The organism is Leptolyngbya subtilissima AS-A7 (assembly GCF_039962255.1).
In the GTDB taxonomy this organism is placed as follows: domain Bacteria; phylum Cyanobacteriota; class Cyanobacteriia; order Phormidesmidales; family Phormidesmidaceae; genus Nodosilinea.
In genome coordinates this window covers 253,799-272,645 of record NZ_JAMPKY010000006.1, presented here as the reverse complement: position 1 = coordinate 272,645, position 18,847 = coordinate 253,799, and the positions used below count along the sequence as shown (strand labels likewise).

At 56.9% G+C, this 18,847-nt stretch carries 19 protein-coding genes; 11 read left to right on the top strand and 8 right to left on the bottom strand.

The window, feature by feature from the left end:
• Window positions 1–40: 40 nt before the first annotated feature.
• The 3 genes from NC979_RS14980 to NC979_RS14970 all read left to right on the top strand — a co-directional run bounded on the left by NC979_RS14980 (window position 41) and on the right by NC979_RS14970 (window position 2,315).
• Window positions 41–526: a 2Fe-2S iron-sulfur cluster-binding protein gene (locus tag NC979_RS14980; protein ID WP_190515373.1), complete on the top strand. Its 486-nt coding sequence runs from the start codon at window positions 41–43 to the stop codon at window positions 524–526.
• Between the two features lie 94 nt (window positions 527–620).
• Window positions 621–1,718 (top strand): heat-inducible transcriptional repressor HrcA, encoded by a 1,098-nt coding sequence (gene hrcA / locus NC979_RS14975; protein WP_190515371.1) that lies wholly within the window; start codon window positions 621–623, stop codon window positions 1,716–1,718.
• Window positions 1,719–1,757: 39 nt separating this feature from the next.
• The gene (locus NC979_RS14970; protein ID WP_190515369.1) at window positions 1,758–2,315 is read left to right on the top strand and encodes a DUF4126 family protein; all 558 of its coding nucleotides are present in this window, start codon (window positions 1,758–1,760) and stop codon (window positions 2,313–2,315) included.
• Here the strand turns inward: NC979_RS14970 and hemH are convergent.
• Window positions 2,312–3,475 (bottom strand): ferrochelatase, encoded by a 1,164-nt coding sequence (gene hemH, locus NC979_RS14965; RefSeq protein ID WP_190515366.1) that lies wholly within the window; start codon window positions 3,473–3,475, stop codon window positions 2,312–2,314. The genes NC979_RS14970 and hemH overlap by 4 nt on opposite strands.
• Window positions 3,476–3,550: 75 nt before the next feature.
• Between hemH and NC979_RS14960 the strand changes: the two genes are divergently transcribed.
• From NC979_RS14960 to NC979_RS14945, 4 genes are all read left to right on the top strand, one after another.
• Complete coding sequence (locus NC979_RS14960) at window positions 3,551–4,726, top strand: site-specific integrase (RefSeq protein WP_190515364.1); 1,176 nt, start codon at window positions 3,551–3,553, stop codon at window positions 4,724–4,726.
• Window positions 4,727–4,961: 235 nt separating this feature from the next.
• Window positions 4,962–7,448, top strand: a complete 2,487-nt coding sequence (locus NC979_RS14955) for a response regulator (RefSeq protein ID WP_190515362.1) — start codon at window positions 4,962–4,964, stop codon at window positions 7,446–7,448.
• Window positions 7,427–10,288 carry an ATP-binding protein gene (locus NC979_RS14950; protein ID WP_190515359.1) on the top strand — a complete coding sequence of 954 codons (2,862 nt, stop codon included), beginning with the start codon at window positions 7,427–7,429 and terminating at the stop codon, window positions 10,286–10,288. The genes NC979_RS14955 and NC979_RS14950 overlap by 22 nt, the downstream gene beginning before the upstream one ends.
• Window positions 10,285–10,662, top strand: coding sequence for a response regulator (locus NC979_RS14945; RefSeq protein WP_190515357.1), 378 nt, complete (start codon window positions 10,285–10,287; stop codon window positions 10,660–10,662). Before NC979_RS14950 ends, NC979_RS14945 begins: the two co-directional genes overlap by 4 nt.
• Before the next feature lie 78 nt (window positions 10,663–10,740).
• Here NC979_RS14945 and infC read toward each other — a convergent pair whose 3' ends face one another.
• The gene (infC, locus tag NC979_RS14940; protein WP_073607200.1) at window positions 10,741–11,211 is read right to left on the bottom strand and encodes a translation initiation factor IF-3; all 471 of its coding nucleotides are present in this window, start codon (window positions 11,209–11,211) and stop codon (window positions 10,741–10,743) included.
• Window positions 11,212–11,486: 275 nt separating this feature from the next.
• Between infC and NC979_RS14935 the strand changes: the two genes are divergently transcribed.
• Together NC979_RS14935 and NC979_RS14930 are read left to right on the top strand one after the other, a co-directional pair.
• Complete coding sequence (locus NC979_RS14935) at window positions 11,487–12,611, top strand: THUMP domain-containing class I SAM-dependent RNA methyltransferase (RefSeq protein WP_190515355.1); 1,125 nt, start codon at window positions 11,487–11,489, stop codon at window positions 12,609–12,611.
• A gap of 81 nt (window positions 12,612–12,692) precedes the next feature.
• Window positions 12,693–13,271, top strand: a complete 579-nt coding sequence (locus NC979_RS14930; protein WP_190515353.1) for a hypothetical protein — start codon at window positions 12,693–12,695, stop codon at window positions 13,269–13,271.
• A 25-nt stretch (window positions 13,272–13,296) separates the two neighbouring features.
• On the opposite strand, the gene NC979_RS14925 is transcribed toward NC979_RS14930, so the two are convergent.
• Window positions 13,297–13,977, bottom strand: coding sequence for a cofactor assembly of complex C subunit B (locus NC979_RS14925; RefSeq protein ID WP_190515350.1), 681 nt, complete (start codon window positions 13,975–13,977; stop codon window positions 13,297–13,299).
• A gap of 121 nt (window positions 13,978–14,098) precedes the next feature.
• Complete coding sequence (locus tag NC979_RS14920; protein ID WP_190515347.1) at window positions 14,099–14,269, bottom strand: metallothionein; 171 nt, start codon at window positions 14,267–14,269, stop codon at window positions 14,099–14,101.
• A 135-nt stretch (window positions 14,270–14,404) separates the two neighbouring features.
• On the opposite strand from NC979_RS14920, the gene NC979_RS14915 reads away from it, so the two are divergent.
• Entirely contained in the window at window positions 14,405–14,809 is a 405-nt protein-coding gene (locus NC979_RS14915) for an ArsR/SmtB family transcription factor (protein WP_242023860.1), read from the top strand.
• Window positions 14,810–14,947: 138 nt separating this feature from the next.
• Entirely contained in the window at window positions 14,948–16,279 is a 1,332-nt protein-coding gene (locus tag NC979_RS14910; RefSeq protein ID WP_190515345.1) for a glutamate-5-semialdehyde dehydrogenase, read from the top strand.
• A gap of 25 nt (window positions 16,280–16,304) precedes the next feature.
• On the opposite strand, the gene NC979_RS14905 is transcribed toward NC979_RS14910, so the two are convergent.
• The 4 genes from NC979_RS14905 to NC979_RS14890 all read right to left on the bottom strand — a co-directional run bounded on the left by NC979_RS14905 (window position 16,305) and on the right by NC979_RS14890 (window position 18,788).
• A complete protein-coding gene (locus NC979_RS14905; protein WP_190515343.1) occupies window positions 16,305–16,874 on the bottom strand; it encodes a PEP-CTERM sorting domain-containing protein in 570 nt (189 codons plus the stop codon).
• Window positions 16,875–16,910: 36 nt separating this feature from the next.
• Window positions 16,911–17,351 carry a Vgb family protein gene (locus NC979_RS14900; protein WP_206755239.1) on the bottom strand — a complete coding sequence of 147 codons (441 nt, stop codon included), beginning with the start codon at window positions 17,349–17,351 and terminating at the stop codon, window positions 16,911–16,913.
• A gap of 209 nt (window positions 17,352–17,560) precedes the next feature.
• Complete coding sequence (locus tag NC979_RS14895; protein WP_190515338.1) at window positions 17,561–18,037, bottom strand: hypothetical protein; 477 nt, start codon at window positions 18,035–18,037, stop codon at window positions 17,561–17,563.
• 58 nt (window positions 18,038–18,095) lie between these two features.
• Window positions 18,096–18,788, bottom strand: coding sequence for a DnaD domain-containing protein (locus NC979_RS14890; protein WP_190515335.1), 693 nt, complete (start codon window positions 18,786–18,788; stop codon window positions 18,096–18,098).
• Window positions 18,789–18,847: the final 59 nt, after the last annotated feature.

Here is an 18,847-nt window from a genome sequence, read left to right as displayed (position 1 = left end):
ACCAGGCTCTTTCTTCTATATTTTTACCCCCGTAGTACCCATGGCCAAAACTGTTCGCCTAGAGCCTATTGCCCAAGAAACCTCCGTTGAAACCAACGGCAACCTGCTTTCGGTCCTTCTAAACAAAGATTTAGATGTACTCAAGGAGTGCGGCGGCCGAGGTATGTGCGCTACTTGCCATATCTACGTGCAGTCGGGTATGGAGGCACTGACTCCGATCAACCGCCGTGAGCAGCGCACCCTGGAGGTAATTACCTCTTGCAAGCCCAATTCGCGGTTGGCCTGCCAAGCCCGAGTAGTGAACAACGGCGTCATCGTCGAGCTACCACCGGGGATGTACGTCAATTCTCTCCAGGACATTGAGGCTCTAATTGGTCGCCGGGCAGACCAAGATCTGCTGCACCCCATTACCGGTGAGGTGCTGGTGGAGCAGGGCAAGCTGATTACGCGATCGACGATGGCTCAGCTCGAGAGCACTGCTAGCTTTAAGGTGGGTGAATTCTTTAGCCAGAGCACAGACCTGTAGACATGGGCTTGGAGGCTGAGGGGTAATGCTGAACACCAGAAAACATCTGTTATGGTAGGGCAATGCCGTAGTTGAGTTTTATACCAACCACCCTATGGACCCTGCCCCTCCCCTGAGTGCTCGCCATGAGCAGGTGCTTCAGGCCACCATTCGTCACTACATTGCCACAGCAGAGCCAGTTGGGTCACGGGCCTTAGCCCAGGAATATAACCTACGGGTTAGTCCAGCTACGGTGCGCAACACCATGGGCTTGCTCGAGAAATATGGGCTGCTCTATCAACCCCATACCTCGTCAGGGCGAGTGCCCTCTGATTTTGGTTATCGACTTTACGTAGATCGGCTGATGTCGCCGTCGGCTCGGGTGGGTCGCCGAGTTGATGCGGCGTTGTCAGAAGAGCTGCACTGGATGGGCCGTAGCCTGGAGTCGCTGCTAAAGGAGGCGACTCAGATTTTGGCCCAGATCAGTGGCTACCTGGCCTTGGTAACCGTGCCCCAAGCCAATACCGTACTCATTCGCCACATTCAGCTGGTAGTGGTAGATGGGGGGCAGGTGCTGATGGTGGTGGTGCTCGACTCGTTGGCGACCCAGTCGGTGGTAGTGCAGTTGCCAGCAGTGTTGGGTTCGGCTACATCGGGGGCAGCCGGAGAACCCGGTCGCCGGGATCTAGAAATTTTGTCTAACTTTTTAACTCACCACCTGCGGGGTCGGCCCCTGGCAGATGTAACTACCCTCAACTGGGGCGATCTCGACGCCGAATTTGAGCATTACGGAGTGCTGTTATGCCAGGCACTGGGGGATTTAGCCCTGCGATCGCAGGCCGCCGAAACCCCTCAACTGGTGATCAGCGGCCTGGCTGAGGTGCTGCGCCAGCCCGAGTTCTCCGATGCCCAGCGCATTCAGTCGATCGTGCGTCTGCTAGAAGAAGATCAGTCGCAGCTGTGGCCGTTGTTTTTTGCCACCCCGCCCGTGGCAACTCAGACGCTAAAGGGCGTAGACGTTAAAGTGTGGATTGGCGCTGAAAATCCTTTAGAGCCCATGCAGGGCTGTGCCCTGGTAGTGTCTAACTACACCCGACACGATACCTCTGTTGGCAGTGTGGGGGTATTAGGACCAACCCGTATGGTGTACGAAAATGCGGTGGCGGTGGTTAAAGCGGCGGCCGACTACCTATCTACTGCCCTGAGCGAATAGGGTATCCCTGAAAACAGCCCGAGCCGAAAAGGGAAGACCGTGATTATTACAGAATTACTGGCTATTTTGTCGATCGCGGCGGCGACGGGGCTGCGGCTGGCGCTGCCGCTGCTGCTTATTGGCCTGCTGTCTGGCCCCCAGCTCTGGTCTAATGTGCCCCTGCTATCACGGTTGCCCCCGGCTCTGGTATTGGGGGTGCTGGTGAGCTGGTCGATGGCTGAGCTGATGCTGTCGAAGAGCAGTGACAGCCAGCGATTTTTTCAGGGTTTAGAGCTGATATTGAGCCCTGGTGTCGGCGCTTTGGCAGGGCTAGGGGTAGCTCGAACCTTTGGCCTAGAAGGCTGGATCTACCCCCTAATTGGCCTGATCAGCGCCCTGTTAGCCTTGGTGATTCAGCTGTTGCAGATGGGTCTCTTTTTTCGGCCTCGTCGCCCACCCCTTTGGAGCTTTTTTGTAGTTGACGGGCTGTGCATAGTGCTCGCCATATTGGCCTTTGATGCCCCCAATCAGGGGGGCATTATTGCGCTGCTACTGCTGTGGCTGGTGATTCGCACCTCGTACCTGTGGCAGCATTGGCCGCGGCGATCGCGGCCCTAGAGAATGCCCACGAAATGCAGCGGGCCGCGCCCGCTGACCAGCTCTAGCAGCAGAGCCAAAAAGCCCACCATAGCCAGTCGCCCATTCCACACCTCCGCAACGGGGGTAAGCCCCCAGGCCGATCGCTCTTGGGGGTAAATTTTGACTTTTTTGTCGGGCTGCACCACGTCGGAGAAGAGCTGGCGCGGGGCCTCTAGAGCCTCGGTGACCATGTCGGCCATGTCGGCAATAAAGCGGGGATGGGTGTTGAGGGCAGGCACGCGGTGAAACCCGTGAATACCCGCTTCTTCGGCAATTTCGCGATACTCAATATCGATCTCTTGCAAAGTCTCAATGTGCTCGGAGACAAAGCTGATGGGAACTACCACTAAGTCTTTTACACCCTGCTGGGCGAGCTGCTCGATCGCATCTTCGGTGTAGGGCTGGAGCCACTCCACTGGCCCGACCCGACTCTGGTAGGCCAGGGTGTGGGGATTGGGGCGATTGAGCGATCGCATGATCAGCTCGGTGCAGTGCTCGATCTCGCGCTGGTAGGGATCGCCGGCTTCTTCGACGTAGCTGACGGGCACCCCGTGGGCGCTGAAGAAAATGTGGGCCTGGTCGGGGTTTTCGAGTTTGTCGAGCTCCTGGGCGATCAGGTCGGCCATGGCCTCGCTATAGCCAGGGCGCTCGTACCAAGAGGGGATAGCGGTGTAGACAATGCGCTGAAGAGCCGGGTCTTCGAGCCACAGCCGCTCCAGCAGACGAAAGCTGGAGCCGCTAGTGCTGATCGAAAACTGGGGATAGAGGGGCAGCACCACCAGCTTTTCGACCCCGTCGCGCTTAATTTGAGCCACGGCCTCTTCGGTGAAGGGGTACCAATAGCGCATGCCGATGTAGATATTGGCCTCGGTGCCCTTGTCGGCCAGCACCTGCTTGAGGGCGTCGGCCTGCTCTTCGGTAATGCGGCGCAGGGGCGAGCCACCGCCAATCTGCTGGTAGTTGGCCTGCGACTGTTTAGCGCGCGAGCTTGAAATTAACCAGGCCAAGGGCCGCTGAAGCCAAGGGAAGGGCAAGCGAATGATTTCTGGATCGGCAAACAGGTTAAACAAAAAGGGGCGAACGTCGTCGGGCTGCTCTGGCCCCCCCAGATTTAGTAATAAGACCCCAACACGACCCATGGCACTGTAGTGGCTCTAAAGTAAGTACTCATACCCCAATTATTCTACAAGCTGAATGAACGGTTTCCGACGTTGATGGCTTCCCCCGCCGCTTTAGATGACGCGATCGCAGCGCTCAATACCCGCCTCAAAGCCGCCCGCCTGGGGCTCCAGATCGAGCGCCGGGGCGATCGCCTCAGCCTGCGAGGCACCCTCCCGCCTCGCCCCGACAGCGCCAAAACTTGGCCCCATCAGCAGCGCATTCCCCTCAAGCTGCCCGCCACCCCCGCCGGGCTCAAGCAGATCGAGCGCGAGGCTAAAATCATTGCTGCCCAGCTAATCGAGCGCCGTTTTAGCTGGACCAATTATCTGGCTCCAGCGGCAGAGTGTCAGCAGGAGACGATGCCCCTGACTGACCGGGTTGCCCAGTTTGAGGCCCACCTGATGGCGCAACCCTGCGCTGATGTCGCCGCCATGGCCTCGCGCAAAACCACCTGGGATAAAGCCTATGCCCCCTACCTCAAAAAGCTGCTGGTGCAGGCTGAGCAGCAGCCCCGCCAGCCGCTTGAGGCGGCTATCGTAGCCACCTTAGAGACCCTATCACCCCAGTCCCGCAGCCGTCAGGTAGCCTGTACGGCCCTAAAAGCCTTTGCTGACTTTCAGGGGCTGACCCTGCCTGAGGATTTCGAGCAGCTGGCCGGTACCTACGGCAACAGTAAGGCCCAGCGACGGCTCTTACCTTCCGATGAGGTAATTGTGGAATGGTGCGATCGCATCCCCAACCCGGCCTGGCGCTATGTGTATGGGGTGATGGCCACCTATGGTTTGCGCAATCACGAAGTCTTTTTCTGTGACTACCAAGACCTCCTCCAGGGCGACCCTGAGGGTCGGATTACAGTGCTCGAAACGACCAAGACAGGTCTGCACGATGTGTGGCCCTTCTATCCAGAGTGGATCGAGCGCTTCGACCTGCGCCAGGGCGCCCTACCGCCTATCAACACCGATCTAGCTCACACTACCCTTCAGCGGATTGGTCAGCAGGTGGCGATTCAGTTTAGGCGCTATGGAGTGCCGTTCTCGCCCTATGACCTGCGCCACGCCTGGGCAGTACGCACCATTCACTTTGGCCTGCCCGACACCGTAGCGGCCCGTATGATGGGGCACTCGGTAGCGATTCACAATCGCACCTACCATCGCTGGATTACCCACCGTGACCAACGGACGGCCGTGCAGGCAGCTCTGCAGCGGGGCACCTGGCAGCCCCCTTTGTAGCTGAGGCGGTAGAGAAAATAAATCCTTAACGATATGCTAAGAAATATTTAGCTCGGCTAGATTGGTCTTTCACTCTTAGCGCTACTGGGCAACGCTGTCAGGTGAGTCGCCAAGAGCCTGTGCAGAGTCGCAATTGTCTTACAAAAAGGGTGTGCTTAACTTTTTGCCCATCGTAAATCTACTGAAACGATTGGCTTGTGAAGTTCCATAGACAGACAGTAATCGGCTTGGCCTTATGCTGGCCTCAGCCCGGCTACTGTCTCTCGGCATCGGCAGCATCTACTATTTTGGCTATGCCCCACCGATGAAAATTTTGCTCGTTGAGGATGACCCCTCTACCCGAGAACTGTTGGTTTTTCACTTGACTGCGGCGCGCTACACCGTGGAGCAGGCGGCTGACGGCATCATTGCTCAAGAGCTAGCGGCCCTGTGGAGTTACGACCTAATTTTGCTAGACATCAATATTCCCCGGCTGGATGGCCTGAGCCTATGCCGTCACCTGCGGGATCAGGAAGTGTCTACTCCGATCTTAATGCTGACAGCCCAGGCCGACGATGCGGATGTGATTACCGGGCTGGACGCTGGGGCCGATGACTACGTAACTAAGCCCTTCGAGGTATCTCAGGTGCTAGCCCGCATTCGCGCTCTGCTGCGGCGGGGGGCGCGGGCGACAACCATTTCATCGCTGGTGTGGGGGCATCTGTGCCTTAACCCAACCCTGGCTCAGGTCACCTACGGCGGCCAAGTCGTTCCCCTAACGCCGAAGGAATACAGCCTGCTGGAGCTGTTTTTGCGCCATCCCCAACGGGTGTTCAGCCGCAGTGCCATTCTCGACCACCTGTGGACTATTGACGATTCGCCCACCGAAGGGGCCGTGACCAACTTGGTGAAGGATCTGCGCAACCGCCTCAAGCGCAGCGGCGTGGTCGAAAGCGTGATTCAGACGGTGTACGGGCTAGGCTATCGCCTCCGCGATTTGCCGCCGAGTTTGGTTCTAGGAACAGCCAATAATGGTTTCCATGAGCCTAGCGGCGGTGCTCAGGCAGAAACTCAAGAGCCCGTACTGGTTACCGCGCTCAAGGGCAAGACTTTAGAGGCGATCGCAGCTCGGTTTCAGGCGTCGATTCAGCAGCGGTTGGCGGTGGTAGAAGCAGCGGTGCGATCGCTTCAAGCGGGCAACTTGCCCCCTCAGCAGCGGGCCATTGCCCAGGAGGAGGCCCATCGGCTGGCCGGTGGGCTGGGTACCTTTGGCTATGAGGAAGGCTCGACCTACGCCCGCCAGATCGAGCAGTTGCTGGGCGATTGCCCCCTGCAAACCACAGAAATTGACCAGCTTTCTCGCCACCTGCTCGACCTCAAGCAGACCTTGGCCTTAACTCCTAAACCGCTATCAGCTGAGATTGGCCAGGCTGACCACCTTGGGGTGATTCTGTCGGTGGAGCTCGAATTGATCAACCAATTACAGGACGATGCTGTCAGCTACGGTTGGCACCTCGATCGGGCCACCGACCTAGGCGAGCTTTTGCAGACCTTGGCCCAGGGCCGAGCGGAGGCGGTGGTGCTCACCCTCGACCAGAGCGCTCCTCTAGCCGAAAAATTAGCGCCCCTGCGGGAGGTTAAGCAGCGGTTTCCACAGCTGCCAGTGCTGGTCTTGACCTGCCGCGACAGTCTAGAGGAACGGGTACAGGTGGCTCGTCTCCAGGGCGATCGCTACCTGGTGGCACCGGCTACCCCCAGCCAAATTTTTGATACCTTAAGCCACCTCTTGCCGGAAACCCAAGCGCCTGAGGCACGGGTGATGGTAGTCGACAACGACCCCGTCACTCGGGGTGCCATTACAGAACTGCTCACTCCCTGGGGTTTACAGGTGACTGAGCTGGGCGACTCCAGCCAGTTTTGGGAGATGCTGCGCCAGGTGCAGCCTGACTTGCTGCTGCTGGCTTTAGAAATGCCCACCTTTAGCGGCATTGACCTGTGCCAGGTGGTGCGCCAAGACTCGCGGTTTGGCAACCTGCCCATTCTGACGGTGGCAGCCCATCCTGACACTGTGACCGTGCGCCAGGTGTTTGAAATGGGGGCCGATGACCTAATCGGTAAGCCCATCGTGGGGCCAGAGCTGGTAACGCGGGTGCTGAGCCGGATTGAGCGATCGCGACTGCGTCAGCAAATTGAGCAAATGCGCCATCGCCAAGCCCTCTACTGGAATCAGCAAGAGACCACCGACCCCCTCACTCAAGTGGCCAACGGCCTACACTTCGATGCCTTTTTGCAGCAGCAGTGGGAGCGTCACTGCCAGGACCAGGCTCCGATCTCGCTGATTTTGTGCAGCCCCGATAGCCTGCACACCTACTATCAGATCTACGGGCAGCAGGCGGGCGATGCTGCCCTGCGCCGCATTGCTCGCACCCTACACTGCACCATTAACCCCAACATTGATCTGGTGGCCCGCTGCGGCGACGATGAGTTTGCAATTGTGCTGCCTAACACCAACCTGGATGGGGCGCTGCGGGTGGTCGCGCGCATGCAGCAGGCCATCACCGACCTCAAAATTCCTCAGCCCACCTCTGATGAGGGCAACTACATTACCTTGAGCTTAGGCATCGGTGGCACCACCCCCACCGGTAGCCTCTCTATCGATCTGCTGCTGAAAACCGCTGACCAGGCTCTCAAGGACGCCAAAGGGCGCGGTGGCAACACCTTTTGCCTATACCCGATGTGCTGAGTGAACTCGACCTAGCCATGAAGTTTTCTCTGCGCAATTTGCTCATCGTGCCGTTCTTGCTACAGGTGATTGGCATTACGGGGCTGGTGGGCTACCTGTCGTACCGCAGTGGGCAGCGGGCCGTGCAGGATATAGCCCGTCAGATGATGACGATCACGGGCCAGCGGGCGAGGGAAAACCTCAATGCCTATCTGCAAACGTCCCGATTTGTGGCTCAGACCAATGCCTATCTGCTCGAAACTGGAACGCTTAGCAGCACCGACCTAGTCGGCTTGGAAAGTCACCTGGTAGAGCAGCTCCAACTCTTTCCAGAGCTGACGGGTATTGTCATTGCCAACGAGGCCGGTGCGTTTCTAAACGTAGCTCGTCAAGCACCCCCAGGATTTTTCTCGGTGCGGCAGCGCAATGTGTCCGTGGTCGACAACCGGCTCTACCGTTACCGGCTAGATGTCGCGGACCAATCTAAGACACTGCTGCCGCCAATTCGGCAGGGCTACCACCCCCACCGCGATCCCCCAGACAACCCGTGGTATGCGGCAGCTCAGGCTAACCCAGAAGGGCTGTGGCGGCTAGTAGTGACCCTAGAGCGAGGAGACGATCAGCCCCAGCTGGTAATGGTGCGGTTTGTCCCCTTTCAGACCCCCAAGGGAGACTTTGGCGGCGTCTTTAGCACCGGCATTTTGCTTACCAAGCTGGGGGAGTTTTTGCAGCAGCTGATCCCGAGCGGCGAGGGTCAGATTTTCTTAATTGAGCCCGACGGTCATCTGGTGGCGACTTCTACTGGGGAGCTGCCGTTTGATCAACAGCCGCGCTCTGATCCGGCGCAGAATGTGGCGCTACAGTCTTGCCGACTGGCGGTGAGTCAAAGCCGCAATCCACTCACCCGGACGGTAGCGGCCAGCCTGATTGCCGATTATGGCAGCCTTGAGAACGTGCGATCGCCGCGCTTTTCTCACCTCCAGTTTGACCAAAAGCAATATTTTGTGCAGACAACACCGCTCCAGGGCGACCTGAACTGGCTGTTGGTTACCGTGGTACCGGCCTCTGAATTTATGGCTGACATCGATGCCAACACGGCCCGGACAGCCCTGCTGTGCGCCTTGGCCCTGATTGGGTCGATCGGCCTGGGCATTTGGACGGCTGAATACATTGCTAAACCGATCTTGTCGCTCCAACGGGCGACTCAGGCTTTGACCAACGGCCTGGCGATTGTACCGCCCACCCAGCCCAGCACAATTCAAGAAGTTGAAGCTCTGCGCCAGGGGTTTGACCGCATGGTGGGCCAGCTGGTGTCGTCGTTTCATGCCCTTGAGGACCGCGAGAATGCGCTAGCTACTTTCCTGAACGGGGTGCCAGTCGCCCTGAGTGTGCATGACCAGGCGGGGCAAATGCTGTTTCTCAATGCCAAGGGTAAAGAACTGTTGGTCAACGGGGTTACGACCGCCGACTCTGGACAGCTGGCAGAAACCTATCAGCTCTACCGAGCCGGCAGTAACGAGTTGTACCCTACCGACGAGCTACCGGTGGTGCGCGGGCTGCGGGGTGAAACCGCCTACACCGACGACATTGAGGTAGACACTGGCGATCGCTGCATTCCCCTAGAGGTGCACACGATTCCGGTGTTCAACAGCCTGGGGCAGGTGCTCTACAGCATCAATACATTCCAAGACATTACCGAGCGGCGGCAGGTTGAGCGGTTTCGGGTCGACTACCAGCGCGAGCTAGAGCATCAGGTAGCGCAGCAAATGGCTTCTCTGGCGGCCAGTGAGGCTACCCAAAAGGCCTTAATCAACGCAATTCCTGACCTGCTGATGCGCCTGGGGCGGGAAGGTCGTCCCCTAGAAATCTATAACCCAGAGGCGGTGACCTGGCTGGGCGATCGCAGCCAGCTCTACAAAAACAGCGTCTATGACAACCTGCCTGGCCCCATTGCCCAAGAGCGCCAGCGCTGCGTCGAACTGGCTCTAGAGACGGGTAGCATTCAGCGCCAGGAGTACGAGTTTGTCGTGGGGGGGGAGACCATCTACGAAGAGGCGCGAATTATTCCAGTGACTCAGGACGAGGTGCTGGTGGTGGTGCGTGACATCAGCGATCGCTACCGGATCGACCGCCTCAAGGATGAGTTCATTTCCATCATCAGCCACGAGTTGCGGACGCCCCTAACGGCTATTCGGGGAGCTCTAGGCATTCTAGAGTCGGGGGTGCTGCACAACCGGCCCCAGAAAGCTCAGCAAATGCTGGGTATGGCCCTTAACAATACTGAAAGGCTGATTCGGCTGGTCAACGATATTCTTGACCTGGAGCGTTTAACGTCGGGCCGCATTGAGCTCAATCTGGAGCCCTGCCGCCTGGATGAGCTGATGGCGCTGGCGGTTAACGGGGTAGAGGCGATCGCCTTGGAAGCCAAGGTCACCATTGGGGTCACTCCCGCCGCCGCTACGGTGCTAGCCGCCCCCGATGCGGTAGTGCAAACCCTCACCAACCTGCTGGGCAACGCGATTAAATTTTCTGAGGCGGGGAGCAAAATTTGGCTGACAGCGGCTCTGGTCTTCACTCCCAAAGCGATTGCGGCCCCTGACACTACCCTTGGGGATCAGCCGGTTTGGGCGCGGGTCGCAGTCAAAGACCAGGGGAGAGGCATTCCAGCCGATCGTCTGGAGATGATTTTTGAGCGTTTTCAGCAGGTGGATGTGTCGGATTCGCGGCAGCGCGGGGGCACGGGGCTGGGGCTAGCCATCTGTAAACAGATTGTGGAGCAGCACGGCGGGGAAATCTGGGTAGAGAGCCAGGTCGGCCATGGCAGTACATTTTTCTTTACGCTGCCGCTGAAGAAAGCATGAGCAAGCGGATTTTAGTGATCGACGACGAACTGGACATTCGCGAAGTAGTTTGCCTCTCGCTTGAAGAGTTTGGCGGTTGGCAAACTGACAGTGCCGGGTCAGGGCAGGAGGGCTTAGACAAGGCCTTAGCCGCCCCTTGGGATGCCATCTTGCTAGATGTCTCAATGCCCGAGATGGATGGCTTTGCGGTCTACGAGCAGCTTCAGGCTAACCGCAAGACCCAGGCCATACCGATAATTTTGCTCACGGCTAAGGTGTTGACCAGCGATCGCGATCGCTTCTGTACCCTAGGCGTGGCTGGAGTAATTGCTAAACCCTTTAACCCGGTGAAGGTATGGCAACAGGTGGCCCAGCTCTTAGACTGGGCCACCTAACCGTAGAACTCAGGAGCAAAGCACCAGGGACGACCAAGCAGTCGCCAGAATGCAGCAGGGAAGACGACCGGCTTACCCCTAGGCGGGGGTAATCATCAGCACCAGGGCCTTCTTGTCGAGGGCCTGCACTTTGCCCGCATCGCCGATGTCCTTCACGATTCTATCGAGCAGCTCTCCAGCGCGATCGCGGTGCTGGTGCTCACGCCCACGCAGGCGCACCAAAAACTTAACCGAGTCTCCCTTCGACAGCCACTCGACCGAGCGGCGAATCCGGAGCTGGTAGTCAGACTCACCCACGTTGGGGCGCAGCTTGACCTCTTTCAAAGACGGCTTAGAGCTTTGCTTCTGCCGCTTACTCTGCTGGTACTGAAGCTTGCCGTAGTCCAGAATTTTGGCCACAGGGGCATCTTTGCCGTTAGAGACCACCACCAGGTCAAGTCCTGCATCCTCGGCTAGCGTAAGCGCTTCGCGAGTTTCCATGAGACCCCGATTTTGGTTCTCTTGGTCGATTAAGAACACCTGAGGTGAGCGAATTTGCCGGTTTACCAGTTGCGTCTTAGAAATAAGTCGTTCCTCTCAAAATTCGACAGTTGGCCGGTGCGATGGCTAGGGACAGAAGTGACCCTAGGGCTGCTTGGCCTAGCAACCATACACCTAATACACCTAGAAGGGTATTATCCATCATGTTATCCATAGAATAGCTTAGCTTTTAAGCCAGAGCTGTGTCGAAATATCCGGTCTTAACAAAACGGTAGATGCCTTATAAAGTCGGGCTTTGATCCCGCTATGCTGGGGCGTACAACAGAACTCATAGGGGAGGCCCCATGGCTGCATATTTCGCCACCGTTGCCCGTGGGCTCGAGGCCTTGGCCGCCGCCGAACTCGAAGATTTAGGTGCTCAGCAGGTTGAGCCGGGCTTTTGCGGGGTTGCCTTTGAGGGCGACCTGGCCCTGCTGTATCGGGTCAACCTTTGGTCGCGGCTGGTCTTTCGGGTGCTGGTCAAGCTGGGCGAGTGTCCCTGCCGCGACGCTGAAGATCTCTACCAGGGCATTCAGAGCATTGACTGGCGGCCTTACCTCACCCCTGAGCTTACCTTTGCGGTCGATGCCACCGGCAAAAACCGCAGCCTCAACCACACCCATTTCACTGCCCTTCAGGTGAAAAATGCCGTGGTCGATCAGCAGCGGCAGCACTGGGGCGATCGCTCTACCATCGACACCCAGCATCCCGAGGTGCGGCTCAACGTCCACATTCAGGACGACACCGCTACCGTCAGCCTCGACAGTTCGGGCAGCAGCCTGCACCGCCGTGGCTACCGCCCCGCCGTGGGAGCCGCCCCGCTGAAAGAATCCCTGGCGGCAGCGCTGGTGAAGCTGACGGACTGGCCCGGTGACGTGCCGCTACTGGATCCTCTCTGCGGCTCTGGCACGCTGCCCCTGGAGGCTAGCATGGCGGCGCTCAATATCGCCCCAGGCATTTTTCGCGAAGAGTTTGGCTTCCAGACCTGGCCTGACTTTGATGGCGACCTGTGGGATCGCCTGTGGCAGGAGGCGGAGGCAGCGCGCAAAGACAATCTGGGCACCTGGGTGGGGGGGTGCGATCGCGATCCCGACATCATTCACCAGGCCCGTCTCAATGCCCAACGCTGCGACTTGGACGAGCAGATTAACTTTTGGGCCGCCGATTTGGCCGATCTAGAGGCTCCTGCCGACAGCGGCTTTCTGCTGTGCAACCCGCCCTACGGCGAACGTTTAGGTGCCGACGAAGACCTAGGAGCCTTCTACAAACTGCTGGGGAACGTGCTGAAGCAGCGCTTCAAAGGCTGGACGGCCTTTGTCCTTAGCGGCAACAAAGCCCTGTCGCAACACATTGGCCTCAAATCGGCTCAGCGGGTGGCGGTTTATAACGGCACGCTCCACTGCCAGTGGCTCAAGTACGAACTGTATTGAGGAATTTTATGGTGAGAGAAGTCTTTGCAACTCGCGAAGCCGTTAGTGTTGATCTCTTCAAAAGATCAGTTGGGTACTGTGATGGTTAAGTTTGAAATCGACGCTTGGCCAGAAAACTTAGCAGGAACTGATTGGGAAGACATCAATCACATCACATCAAAGCAAGGAAGAACACGAGGTTTCAGCATGCATGAGCTTCCTGAGCCAGAAAAACAGCTCACGGTCGAAGTATTGCTCAAAATGTATGAAACGAGGTATGTGCTTGCCAAGCAGGCTGAAGATCAAAGAGCAACCATGAGCAATTTTCTAATTACGATTGCGGCTGCTACCTTTGCTTTTATTTCACAGCAGGAATTCTCTAAGCAAACTATTCCTGTTGGGTTATTGACAATCTTTCTTGGCCTGTTTGGCCTATTCATGTCGGCTAAGTATTCGCAGCACTACTTAAAAAACTATCGAGTAGCCAAACTAATTAGCAAGCGCATCGCTCAACTTTGTCCACAGGCACAGTTGCGAGAAATTGAATGCGAAGCGCTAGACGAAAGTGCTAGTCGGGATCCTTTCTTTAGCAAGTTTCCTACTTTATATCTTTGGTCTGCCCTGCACATTATGGTTTGCTTAATTGGTGGGTTGTGTGTTCTATTAGCTCTTCTTCAATAGAAAGTTATCTAATAATTGCTTCTTATCACGCCTGGGAAATCTCTACTTGGACATCTGGGGTAATCGTTGATGTATCTAGGGTATGGCCAAGCTTGTCGGCGATGCCTTCGATCCAGGCTTCGTCTTGGCGGGTGTAGCTACGGGGGGCATTGGCGGCCAAGATCAGCGCGCCGCCCTGACCCATGGGCTGACAGATTACGCCCTGAGTATTTTCAGGCAAATAGTCGAACTCTACACGGCCTGGGTAAATGCTGAGTTTGACCAGATACACTGCTTTGCCAGTCTCCAACACTCGTTTCAAGATTGGGCCGGGGGTGACCTCGGCTTTAGGAGCTAAGATTCCGCGCCGCAGCAGGGTTTTGCCCTGGCGGTAGACGACGACGGAGCGCGTAACGGTGTTGGTCAATAGCAGGTGAGAAGCCCAGGCCAGTTCAGTTTTAGCGGCATCGGGCAGGGCCTCATCTAGCTCTAACCCTTCTTCTCCAATTAAGGCAACGGCTTCAGGCAGGGTAGGCTGCACCCGCTGCCACAGCAAGCCCGTCAAAATCAGCAGAGCGCTAAGAATCACACCCATCACGTCCGATCGCGCCTGAGATTCGGTCAGGGCTGGAGTCAGCACTCGGTTGAGCAGCAGCAGGGTGCCGCCCAAGCTTCCCGTTACCAGCGGCAGCAGCCGTAGCACCCGGTTTGGGTCATTTTGTGCCATTTCTTAGCCTATCCCTTGATTCGCCTCTTTCTTGATTTTAATGGGGTTTAGGCTGCTAGCGGTGAATGGGAACAGCAGGGTGCAGGCAACTGAATCCCCTGCACCTTGCTGTCGCAACGGGTTAGCTATTACAGCCGCAGCCAGTGTGACCACAGCCCGAAGACCCCTCGGGGTGACCGTCGGCGCAGGCATCACTGCAAAAGTACTGGCCATCTTTCTCTAGGGCCTGGCTGGTGTCAACAATGCACAGGCAGGAGTCGCAGGCGCATTTCATTTGGGTAACGGTAGTCATAGCAAGGTTCCTCTTGGGCTAGGTGAACTAAACTGATGCTCAATACTTGAACACCTGTTCATAAGTTGACTATAACATGTGAACAAGTGTTCATGGGTTAAATGGTTCACTATTGTTTGCTGTGATAATTGGGATATGTCCCTAGGCCCTGGCTATTCTTCAGAGATCACTGGTATGGCTGGCGATCGCCCCCCTCTCGATGACCCTTCCTGCCATCACGCTGGTTCGTCGCCTGTGGACGAGATTTTGAGCATAGAAAAGGCCCAGCGCATGGCCGAATTTTTTGGCGTGCTGGGCGATCCCAATCGCTGGCGCATTCTCTCGGCTCTGGCTCTGAGCGAAATGCGGGTAGGTGAGCTAGCAACTGCCGTGGCCATGAGCGAGTCGGCGGTGTCCCATCAGCTGCGCATCTTGCGCGCCACTCGTCTGGTCAGCTACCGCAAGCAGGGGCGCAATGTGCTCTACTGCCTCAAGGACGATCACGTTTTCAATCTCTATCGGGAAGCGTCGGATCACTTGGATGAACCGCCGGAGGAGTAGGTGGATGGGTGGATGGATAAGGGGGTGGATGGGTAAGGGGAGGTGAAGTATTTCTAGACCTCAGACCATAAACTTGGGACCGTAAACCTGTCTCCAGGGAAACGGTAGACTGGAGTATTGCCGGGTTGTCGTATTGCTATGACCGTTTCTCCCCTTGCCCAGGATGCTGCCGCTACTCAGCCGCTGTTGGCGATCGCCCAGGCCACTCGCCAGGCGGCTCAAACTTTAGCTAGTCTCTCTGCTGAGGCCAAAAACCAGGCGATCGAGGCCGTGGCCGCTGCCCTTGAAGCCAATGCCGATCGCATTGTGGCGGCCAACCAAGCAGATTGCGAAGCTGCTCTAGCCGACAACCTGGCCAAGCCGCTGTACGGACGGCTCAAGCTGGATGGGGTGAAGCTGGCGGGGGCGATCGCCGGTGTGCGCGACGTAGCCCGCCTGCCCGACCCGGTAGGAACGGTGCAAATTCACCGCGAGCTAGACGAGGGATTAGTGCTCAAGCGGCTGGCGGTGCCCTTAGGGGTGCTGGGGGTAATCTTTGAGTCGCGCCCCGACGCGGTGATGCAGATTTCGGCCCTGGCGATTAAGTCGGGCAACGGAGTGATTCTCAAAGGGGGCAAAGAGGCGGTGCGATCGTGCACTGCTCTGGTGGGGGCGATCAAAGAGGGGCTTGAGAATGCTGGGGTAGACCCAGCGGCGGTGCAGCTCTTGACCACCCGCGAAGAAACCCGCGCCCTGCTGAATCTCGAAGGTTACGTGGATCTGATCATTCCACGCGGCTCCAACGCGTTTGTGCGCTTCGTGCAAGAGAATACGCGCATTCCGGTGCTGGGTCACGCCGATGGCATTTGCCATTTGTACATCGACAGCGAGGCAAATTTGGCCCAGGCGATTGCGATCGCCGTCGATGCCAAAACTGCCTATCCCTCGGCCTGCAATGCGATCGAAACCCTGCTGATTCACCAAGATGCTGCCGCTCAAGGGTTGCCACCTCTGGCGGCGGCGCTGCGGGCTGCTCAAGTAGAGCTGCGGGGCGATCGGCTGGCGCAGCAGATTTTGCCCGATTTAGCCTCCGCCACAGAGGAAGACTGGGCGACGGAGTACAGCGATCTGATTTTGGCGATCAAAGTTGTGGCGTCGGTGGATGAGGCGATCGTCCACATCAATACCTATGGGTCGCGCCATACGGAAGCCATTGCCACTCAAAACCCTGCCACCGCCGCCCACTTTATGGATCGTGTCGATGCTGCCGGTGTCTACCACAACTGCTCTACCCGCTTTGCCGATGGCTTTCGCTATGGCTTCGGGGCCGAAGTCGGCATCAGCACCCAAAAGATGCCCCCTCGCGGCCCAGTGGGATTAGAGGGGTTGGTTACCTATAAATATCAGCTAGTAGGTGACGGTCACGTTTCTGTGACTTACAGCGGCAGTGACGCCAAACCCTTCACTCACAGAGATTTGGACTTACAGTAGCTACGGCAGGATAAACAAATACTGGTTAGCGGCGGCGAGAGAGCATGAGGCCACCAGCGGCGATCGCCAGCCCTCCCAAAGCAAAGGGCTCTGGCACTGGCTGTGCGGCATAGAGAATACCAATGGGGCGCTGTAGCTTAGGGTTGGCGTCGGCTAGCAGCGATCGCTCTTTGGTCGGCCCATCGTATTTGAGGATGGAGCCAATTTCCGAAACGATGTCAAACCCCACGGTAAACAGATCGCCATTGGGGGCAAAGGCTAAGCTGCCGATAAAGCTACTGCTCGGCACAGAGCCGGTATAGTTGGTCGATAGTTCTCCCAACAGCGTCCCTGTGAGAAAGTCGTAGCGACGAATGCCATTGGCAAAATCGCTGACCAGCAGTTCACCGCTGAGAGGATCCATCGCCATGCCCAAGAAGCTCACAAATCCTCTGCTGTCGGGCGAAGGCTCGGACTGCTCAGCAAACACCGTCTTGGCTTTAGTGGCAATGTCATAGCTGAGAATAATGCTGGGCTGGCCAAAGACGGGCATGCCTTTCACTGCAACGCTGCCCTGAGTCGTCACATAGAGCCGACCATCGGGGCCAAAGAGCAAACCGTTGGGGCCGTTGAGGCCATCCGGCGTAATTCCCTATCGCTGGGCAAATACATCAATAAACTTCCCGGTGGTGCCGTTGTAGCGCAGAATCTCGTCGGACAAAAAGCTGCTGACGTACAGGTTGCCGTCGGGGCCAAAGGCCACACCATAGGGACGAAACAGGCCATTCCCCGAAGCAAACACGTCGATGAACTCACCCTCGGGGGTAAACCGCAAAATGGCAGAGTTTTCTGGGGTAGTGCCGCTGCTGATATATAGGTTGCCATCAGGCCCATACACAAAGGTATTGGGGCTATCTAGCAGACCGTTATCTGGAATTAGTTCTCCGCGAAAATCACCGGTAATTTCATCAAAAATAACGATGTTATTGCCCGAAGTGTTCCCTACCAGCAGGGCTGCATTCGCCGCCATAGAAAACGTTGCGACGCCAAGGGTGCTCAGCAACGGAAGACCAAATTGGGTCAAATATTTCATGGCGCTGCCGGAGAAACTGCGTGTAAACACTGAGATGCTCATCCAAATTCTCTGTTGAATTTGACAAGGGAACTGTGCCTACTCCGACATTTGCTTTGATTTCATCAAATCTTTATAGGAAGCCCACTATTGCATTCGCGCGTTTCCCTAGCGTCCTGGTAGAGCGAAGCATCACCTACTGCTGCTCCTGAGCAATTTTTCTTGACGGCCTAATTCCCTAATGCCTCGTCCAGCACCTGGCGCGCTGATTCTGCCTGGGCTTTGGCTTCTTTGAACCGCAGGTTGCTCTGAGCAAACGATTTCAAGACTTTAAAGCCGTCCTTCAATTCAGTCACTTGGTCGTCGGTCATCGGGTCATCGGTAAACAGCAGATCTACCAGGTTGCGCACCTGAAGCGCTTCATCGCGAGATGACTGCACTTTTACCTTGAGCGTGGCCAACTGGTTCAAAACCTGAATGGCTTCTACGACGGCGTCTTCTTGCTGCTGCACGGCGGCTGAGGAGGTAGGGGGCTGCACTTCTACGAGTTGCTCGACGCTAAAGCCATCAGCCAAAGCGGTAGGCAGTTCGCCATCGTCAAGCATGGCCATGAGCTGATCCATCGCCTTGTCGCGGGCTTTGCGAGAATCTTTGCCCGACACTGTCAAAACGACATCTGGGCTCTGGGCCAGAGTATATTGAACCATTTAGTGTAGATCGTGCGTACTATATCAGTATACGCTACCGAGTCCCTAGGGCAGGCTTTTATTCTCGCATGCCCCCCTGTACCACCGATCGCAGCCGCTCGTGCAACTCTGACCCATCGCGCCGGGGTACAAAGGGCTGAATAATGTCGGCCTGGTGCCGGGGGGACACCGCCTCTGCAGGTAGCGGGCGAAAATCAGGGATGTTGGAGGTGTTTGGTACAGAGGCGATCGCCGGTTCGCTTGTAACCTCAGCCCCTGGCTCACTGTCGTCCAAGGAACCAGTCGTTGCCTCTACTTCTGAATTGGTTGCGATCGAGGCAGGTGTAAAGTCGGTAGACGCAGTGCTGGAGAGCGGTGCGTCAGTTTCTAGTGGGGCATCAATCTCTAAATTTAAGCTGGCCGGAGCGATCGACGGCAGAGCCCAACGAACGGGTGAGGACTCTGTGCCATCTCCATAGCCCGTAGGGCAGAGCAGCGACTGGCCTAAAATAATGGATTCAAACTCGCGATTGAAGTGGCGAATGGGCTGGCCCCGCCGCTGCCACAGCTTGAGAATTTGGTCGATAGAAATAACTTTGTAGCGCCCTTGATAAAGGGCTTCGGTAATAGCGTGGCTCACCCAAACTGGACCAAACTCTTCCAACCAACCGGCAATAACAGCTTTGGTAGGATAGTCCTCAGCCTCAAAGCTGTAGCTGGTGAGCAACTGGTAGATGGGCTCAACATCTGGAGTGTTGCTGAGGTAAGTCATAATGGTTTGCCTACGCGTTAATCCCCACTGAATGGGGCATTTTAGGTAGTCATTACCTT

Coding starts and splice junctions, on each gene's coding strand:
- NC979_RS14980 (WP_190515373.1), top strand. CDS start 41: ATGGCCAAAACTGTTCGCCTAGAGCCTATTGCCCAAGAAACCTCCGTT.
- hrcA (WP_190515371.1), top strand. CDS start 621: ATGGACCCTGCCCCTCCCCTGAGTGCTCGCCATGAGCAGGTGCTTCAG.
- hemH (WP_190515366.1), bottom strand. CDS start 3,475: ATGGGTCGTGTTGGGGTCTTATTACTAAATCTGGGGGGGCCAGAGCAG.
- NC979_RS14960 (WP_190515364.1), top strand. CDS start 3,551: ATGGCTTCCCCCGCCGCTTTAGATGACGCGATCGCAGCGCTCAATACC.
- NC979_RS14955 (WP_190515362.1), top strand. CDS start 4,962: ATGCTGGCCTCAGCCCGGCTACTGTCTCTCGGCATCGGCAGCATCTAC.
- NC979_RS14945 (WP_190515357.1), top strand. CDS start 10,285: ATGAGCAAGCGGATTTTAGTGATCGACGACGAACTGGACATTCGCGAA.
- NC979_RS14935 (WP_190515355.1), top strand. CDS start 11,487: ATGGCTGCATATTTCGCCACCGTTGCCCGTGGGCTCGAGGCCTTGGCC.
- NC979_RS14930 (WP_190515353.1), top strand. CDS start 12,693: ATGGTTAAGTTTGAAATCGACGCTTGGCCAGAAAACTTAGCAGGAACT.
- NC979_RS14925 (WP_190515350.1), bottom strand. CDS start 13,977: ATGGCACAAAATGACCCAAACCGGGTGCTACGGCTGCTGCCGCTGGTA.
- NC979_RS14920 (WP_190515347.1), bottom strand. CDS start 14,269: ATGACTACCGTTACCCAAATGAAATGCGCCTGCGACTCCTGCCTGTGC.
- NC979_RS14915 (WP_242023860.1), top strand. CDS start 14,405: ATGTCCCTAGGCCCTGGCTATTCTTCAGAGATCACTGGTATGGCTGGC.
- NC979_RS14910 (WP_190515345.1), top strand. CDS start 14,948: ATGACCGTTTCTCCCCTTGCCCAGGATGCTGCCGCTACTCAGCCGCTG.
- NC979_RS14900 (WP_206755239.1), bottom strand. CDS start 17,351: ATGAAATATTTGACCCAATTTGGTCTTCCGTTGCTGAGCACCCTTGGC.
- NC979_RS14895 (WP_190515338.1), bottom strand. CDS start 18,037: ATGGTTCAATATACTCTGGCCCAGAGCCCAGATGTCGTTTTGACAGTG.
- NC979_RS14890 (WP_190515335.1), bottom strand. CDS start 18,788: ATGACTTACCTCAGCAACACTCCAGATGTTGAGCCCATCTACCAGTTG.